Consider the following 6,005-nt stretch of genomic DNA (forward strand, 5'->3'; position numbering starts at 1 on the left):
GATGGCGTGGTTAAATCGTTTGCCGTTGCCCAATGCATTGCTGCTAGTGGCCATTGTGCTGCTGATATTGCCGCATTTGCCGCATTTTCCGATCTGGTTGTCCAGCGCCGTGCTGGGAGTGATTGTCTGGCGACTGTTGTATGATATCGGCCGGGTTCCTTTACCGAACCGGTTTATACGCATCCTGCTGGTCCTGCTTGGGATTGCGGCGCTACTGCTCACTTATCGCACGCTGGTGGGTCGCGAAGCGGGCACCGCGTTGCTGGTTTTGATGCTGGCGCTCAAGCTGTTTGAAATGCGTGGCTGGCGGGATGTCACGGTCGTTGTGTTTCTCGGTTTTTTTGTCATGGTCACGGCCTTCCTGTTCAGTCAGTCCCTGTTAATGGGGGCCTATACGCTGGTGGTGGTGACCTTGTTGACTGCCAGCCTGATCAGTTTTCAGCAGCCGGTTCGAACAGTGGCCCGGGAGCCCTTGCTGGGCGATTTGCGCCATGCTTTTCGAATCCTGGTGCAGGCGTTACCGGTGGCCCTGATCCTGTTCGTCCTGTTTCCCCGTATTCCGGGACCGCTGTGGGGTTTACCGGAAGATGCCGGAACCTCACGCACCGGCCTGAGCGATGAAATGGAACCAGGAAGAATCAGCCGTCTTGCCGATTCCAACGAGGTGGCCTTTCGGGTCCAGTTTGAGGCGAACCGGCCATCGTCAGCCCAACGCTACTGGCGGGGACCGGTTCTGTGGCAATACGATGGCCGAAAATGGAAAACCGAGCCGCATCAGATTCGCCTGCCACAACAATTTGATCTCGACTCAAACGGTCCGGCGCTGGAATATCAGATCACCCTGGAGCCGCATAACCGGCAATGGCTGTTTGCCCTGGAGATGCCGGCCTCGATTCCCGAGCAGGCGCAGCTTAACAGTGAATATCAGCTGCTCGCACGCCGACGGATTAGTGAGGTATTTCGCTATGAAGTGCGTTCCTACACGGATTACCGGCTGGATCCCCGGATCCTTTTGGATCGGGAGCGTTATCTCGCGCTGCCGCCGGACACCTCCCCCCGGACTCGCGAGCTGGTAAAAGAGCTGGCCGCAGAAACGACCTCCTCTGCGCAAATGATCCAGAAGGTACTCAATTATTTTGCCGAGCAGCCGTTTTATTACACCCGGGAGCCCCCTTTGCTGTTCGACGATCCGGTTGACGAATTTATGTTCGAGACACAACGTGGGTTTTGCGAGCATTACGCCTCGGCGTTTACCGTGATGATGCGCCAGGCCGGTATTCCTGCCCGCGTAGTCACCGGTTATTACGGTGGTGAAATGAACCCGCTGGCCGATTACATGATCGTGCGTCAGTCCGATGCCCACGCCTGGAGCGAGGTGTGGTTGCGCGGGCGCGGCTGGGTGCGGGTCGATCCCACGGGGGTTATTCCGCCGTCGCGGGTGGAGTTGAGCGCCGATCTGGCCCAGCGAGAACCGGAGGTGCGCAGCCGGCTGGATGCAGAACGCCCCTGGTGGAAACATTCCCTCCGCCGGGCCGGTTTTGCCTGGGATGCGGTCAATAACCGCTGGCAGCAGTGGGTGGTCGGTTATAACCAGAATCGACAGAATGCGTTGCTCAGGGCGCTGGGACTGGACGACATTAACTGGGGCAAGCTGGTATTCCTGTTAATGGTCATGGTGTCACTGGCCTTGCTGGTCATCGCCGCGCTGGTATTTCGAACTGACCGCGATGCCGAGAGACAGGTCAACCGGCTTTACCGGCGCTTTCTGCGCAGGCTGGCGCGGCGGGGCATGAACAAGTTGCCGGCCGAAACCCCCGGGGCCTTCAGTGAGCGTGCCGTCCGCGAACAACCGGCAAGGAGCCAGCGGATTCGACAAATCACACAAACGTACCTGTTATTGCGCTATGCAGATCTCGATACGCAAACGCAACGCCGGCATCTCAAATGGTTGGCCCGGGCAGTGCGCCAGTTCCGTCCTGATTAAACGCGGGCAAACCACCTTTGGCAGTGAGACACGGCCAGTCTATTTCGGTGCGCTATACCTTGTTAAAAAGTGAGTACCACGCGCTCTCAGAAACTTCCGGTAATTCAATGCTCTGTTTTTCCATGCCAGTCGATGTGTTCGATGTTGATACCTGTTCTGATTCTGGCGGTAGCAGGAAAAGCCTGCCTGTCGCAGAGCCGCCACGGCGCAAAGAAATTTGATAAGGCTCATACTCGGCGCGCTCTGTGTCTTTGCAAGCGGCTAATATAGCCGGGTTCTCGACCGGCAAGCGGTTCAGATGGTCTTGCGGTGACCGAACGGCCGCCAGGCCGGTGAGATCACATTGGGCATTTCGGAGCGACCCAGCAGCCGGGCCGGAGCCAGGGTAAACTCGCCGTAGCGCTGATTGATTGCATCCATCACTTCATTACTGGCGCGTTGCTGGACAGGGGTGGGCTCGAACAGTTGCAGTTGTTGATCGCCGCTATGCGGATCGAGTGCCGTGACCTGGACCTGATGAATGCCTTCCCCCTGCCAGACATGGCGCAGGACCTGCTGACAAAGCTGATAGATGATTCGACCATCATCCGTCGGCAGGCGTGCCTGACAGCGCTCGCCCAGCCAGCCCTGACGACAACGCACGCCGATGAAGAACTCCCGGGCCTGCATGTTATGGCGACGTAGTCGTTCGCCGACTTTCTCGCTCATGTGCAATAAAAAGGTCAACAATATTTCTCGCTGACGCGTGTCGGGGGGAACCACCTTGCCATGGCCAATGGTTTTGGGCGGGGCCACATTGACATGCACGGGATCGGGATCCTCGCCCTGGGCCATGTACCAGATACGCCGCCCGGGATTGCCGAAGCGTTGCGCCAGCACCCCGATGGGCAAGCGGGCCATATCGCTGCAGACATGTACGCCACGGGCGGCCAGAAACTCGCCAATGCCGCGACTGATGCCACACAGTTCGGTGACGGGGACATCGGCCAGCGTCTGTCTGGCCTCATCCGGAGCAATCACGGTCAGGCCATCGGGTTTGTTGAGTTTAGCGGCATACTTGGCCGTGGTCTTGTCACCGCTGACCCCGACGGAACAGCGCAGGCTGGAAGCCTCGAACACCACCTGCTTGGCGTGCTGCGCAATATCGGCCGGATGACCCAGCAGGTTCTGACAACGGCTGATATCAAGAAAGGCCTCATCAACGGAAAAGATTTCCATGTCGGGACTCACATTTTCATGCAAGGCAGCCATGATCGTTGTAGAGACGGCGGCATAGCGTTGCGGTCGGGCCGGAACCTGAATCAGATCGGCGCATAACTGGCGCGCCTCTTTGAGGCGCATGCCAGTGTGTACGCCCTGACGACGTGCTTCATAAGAGCAGGTGATAATGCAGGTTCCCTGCTGGCCGTTGGTGATGGCTACCGGTCGATGGCGAAGTTCGGGTCGATCCCGTTGTTCCACCGAGGCGAAAAAGGCGTTCATGTCCATCAGCAATATGGCGCGTGGCCAGGTTTTAAAGGCGGGCGCGGTGGCAGAAGGGGAAGAGGATCGATCCGGCATGATCCACCGGGGCACTTATTGGTAAGTGCGCAGCTGGCCGACCAGGATGCCCTGGATACGGACCCGGCGCGGATCAAAGACCATGGGTTGTAAATCCGGGTTTTCCGGACTCAGTTCCACGCGGCCGTCGGCATAGCGTTTGTACCGTTTAAGTGTGGCTTCTTCTTCGTCGATCAGGGCGACCACGATATCGCCGTATTCGGCGCGATCCCGGGGTTCGATGATCACCAGATCGCCGTCGAGAATGCCGACCCCGATCATGGAGTCGCCTTTCACCTGCAGAGCGTAGCGATCGCGCCCCACAAACATGTCACTGAGATTCAGTTCTTCCTGGCCAGGAATGGCCTCGATAGGGTGGCCTGCGGCAATCCGGCCCACCAGCGGGAGGGTTGTGGATCGAGTGGGAGTGGGACTGGCAAGTCGAATGCCGCGCCATCCACGTTGAACATGCTCCAGCTCGCCCTTCTCGATCAGCGACTGCACATACCGGTGAACCGTCCCCTTGGAGCTGATCTCCAGGGATTGGCCGATCTCGCTCAGGGTCGGTGCGTGCTCATGGTCACCGATATAATCCCGAATGAAATCAAGTATGCGCTGTTCGAGTTGAGTGAGCATATGTTCTCCTAACGTTCTCTAACTGTAGAGAACTTTTGGAGAACGATCAAGCCCGCCAGCGAAAAAAATTTTTGGCTCCTTAAGTTTATGAAAAATGGGTAAAATAGCGCCCGGCCGGCCGGTCACCACACAAAGAGAAGCGTGATGAATCCGTTTTACAACAAGCTCTCCGAGAAAATCAGCGATCTGATCCTGGCGGTAATCGCCCTGGGCCTGCTGGTGGTTTCCGTCGAGTATGTCCAGTTTCTGACCGATTACCCCGGCACCCTGTACAACCCGGAGTTCTGGAAACGCATCGCGCTGACCCTGCTGGTGATCATCTTCACTGCCTACAAGTTCATCGCCTATTCGGCCTATTTCTGTGCCCCGGATAATGCCTCCACGCTGGCCAGCCTGGGGGCGTGGCGGATTATTTTAATGTTCCTGTGCGATCTGGCCCAGGTCACTCTGGTGGCCTGGTTGTATGCGATTTTGTTAATCGGTCATCTTACTTCGGCGGGGGACAGCGGCGGCACCAACGACGTCACCCTGGGTGCAAACGTGATGTTCTACCTGTTCGCTTTTATGGCGTTGTGGCATCTGGCGGTATTGATCTGGTATGTCCTGGCGCGGGGACAGATGCGTAACAAAACCATCCATGGCGGTTTCTTGCTGGTTTATGCCATCGCTGTAATGATCCTGTTGCTGTTTGAACCGGCAGGCAACAGGGACATAGTGGACTGGAGCGCGATCGGTTTTTACGCGGTGTGTGTGCTGCTGTTATACCGCCTCAAGGCCGTCCCGGATATCAACAAGGCCATAAAAAGCCATGAATGACGCGCTTTAATCCCGCCCCCTGATTGAATACCGGGCATCATCCATAGGTCCCAACAGTGGCGGGGTTGTCGATATACCGGTCATGCAAAAATAATTCTGTTTATCTGAACAGGGTTCGCTGTCCGCTAACGATAGTCAGATAGCGGTGAGCCCCGGCTATGTCGTAGTTGACGCAGGTCCTGTCGCGCTCAAAATGACAGCGTTGGTCAGCAAGGAAGCGCGGTTGCCGCCTTGTGAACCTGCAGGGTGGAACAACTGACGCAGGAGAAGCGCAGCCAGGCCCGAGGTGGATGGTTCCCCGGCGTTCCTGGGTGCAGGGGCCAGACTCTGTTCGCTACATTTGGGATTGAAGGTAGTTTTGCAAACCGACCTTATCGATCAGTTCCAGCTGGGTTTCCAGCCAGTCAATGTGCTCTTCTTCGCTGGCCAGAATTGATTCGAACAGTTCGCGGCTGACGTAATCCTGTTTGGATTCACAATAGGCAATGGCCTCGCGCAGCAGCGGCACGGCATCCTGTTCGATGGCCAGATCGCTCTTGAGCATTTCGGTGACGTTCTCGCCGATGTGCAGCTTGCCGATATCCTGCAGGTTGGGCAGCCCCTCTAAAAACAGAATCCGCTCGATGAGCTGATCGGCGTGTTTCATCTCGTCGATCGACTCGGCATATTCCTTGTCGTTGAGTTTCTCCAGCCCCCAGTTTTTATACATACGGGCATGCAGAAAGTACTGGTTGATTGCGGTCAGTTCGTTTTTCAGGGCTTTGTTCAGATACTCGATGATTTTGTTGTCGCCTTGCATAAGGGTCCGGCCTCTTGTCTCGTTGGGTTATTGTATGGCCCCGCCCGGGGCACGAAGTAGAAAAAAGTAAGGGGCGGGGGGGACGGTTTGCAACCCCGCATATTGTGGGGGTGATCAGGCTACCTGGCAGGCCTCGTCGAGACTGGCAATCTCTTGCCTGGTCTGGCGGATAAGCTGGCGGGCGCATTTGGCGCAACAGCCGCAGTTGCTGGCCACGCCGAGATCCCGGCG

The 6,005-nt window shown here is 57.1% G+C and carries 5 protein-coding genes; 2 read left to right on the forward strand and 3 right to left on the reverse strand.

The window, feature by feature from the left end:
- Nucleotide 1: 1 nt before the first annotated feature.
- On the forward strand, nt 2-1,984 hold the full coding sequence (locus R6U90_RS11640) for a transglutaminaseTgpA domain-containing protein (RefSeq protein WP_410352860.1): 1,983 nt from the start codon (nt 2-4) through the stop codon (nt 1,982-1,984).
- A 294-nt stretch (nt 1,985-2,278) separates the two neighbouring features.
- Here R6U90_RS11640 and R6U90_RS11645 read toward each other — a convergent pair whose 3' ends face one another.
- Nucleotides 2,279-3,544, reverse strand: coding sequence for a DNA polymerase IV (locus tag R6U90_RS11645; RefSeq protein ID WP_410352861.1), 1,266 nt, complete (start codon nt 3,542-3,544; stop codon nt 2,279-2,281).
- A gap of 15 nt (nt 3,545-3,559) precedes the next feature.
- Nucleotides 3,560-4,159: a transcriptional repressor LexA gene (gene lexA, locus R6U90_RS11650; protein WP_322567387.1), complete on the reverse strand. Its 600-nt coding sequence runs from the start codon at nt 4,157-4,159 to the stop codon at nt 3,560-3,562.
- A gap of 144 nt (nt 4,160-4,303) precedes the next feature.
- Between lexA and R6U90_RS11655 the strand changes: the two genes are divergently transcribed.
- A complete protein-coding gene (locus R6U90_RS11655) occupies nt 4,304-4,975 on the forward strand; it encodes a hypothetical protein (RefSeq protein WP_410352862.1) in 672 nt (223 codons plus the stop codon).
- Between the two features lie 334 nt (nt 4,976-5,309).
- Here the strand turns inward: R6U90_RS11655 and bfr are convergent, their stop codons facing one another.
- Nucleotides 5,310-5,774 (reverse strand): bacterioferritin, encoded by a 465-nt coding sequence (gene bfr, locus R6U90_RS11660; protein ID WP_410352863.1) that lies wholly within the window; start codon nt 5,772-5,774, stop codon nt 5,310-5,312.
- Between the last annotated feature and the right edge of the window lie 231 nt (nt 5,775-6,005).

This window comes from Thiohalophilus sp. (assembly GCF_046483665.1).
In the GTDB taxonomy this organism is placed as follows: domain Bacteria; phylum Pseudomonadota; class Gammaproteobacteria; order UBA6429; family Thiohalophilaceae; genus Thiohalophilus.

What these genes read in the sequence shown, in the direction of transcription:
- bfr (WP_410352863.1), bottom strand. Translation starts at nt 5,774, where the DNA reads ATGCAAGGCGACAACAAAATCATCGAGTATCTGAACAAAGCCCTGAAA.
- R6U90_RS11640 (WP_410352860.1), top strand. Translation starts at nt 2, where the DNA reads ATGGCGTGGTTAAATCGTTTGCCGTTGCCCAATGCATTGCTGCTAGTG.
- lexA (WP_322567387.1), bottom strand. Translation starts at nt 4,159, where the DNA reads ATGCTCACTCAACTCGAACAGCGCATACTTGATTTCATTCGGGATTAT.
- R6U90_RS11655 (WP_410352862.1), top strand. Translation starts at nt 4,304, where the DNA reads ATGAATCCGTTTTACAACAAGCTCTCCGAGAAAATCAGCGATCTGATC.
- R6U90_RS11645 (WP_410352861.1), bottom strand. Translation starts at nt 3,544, where the DNA reads ATGCCGGATCGATCCTCTTCCCCTTCTGCCACCGCGCCCGCCTTTAAA.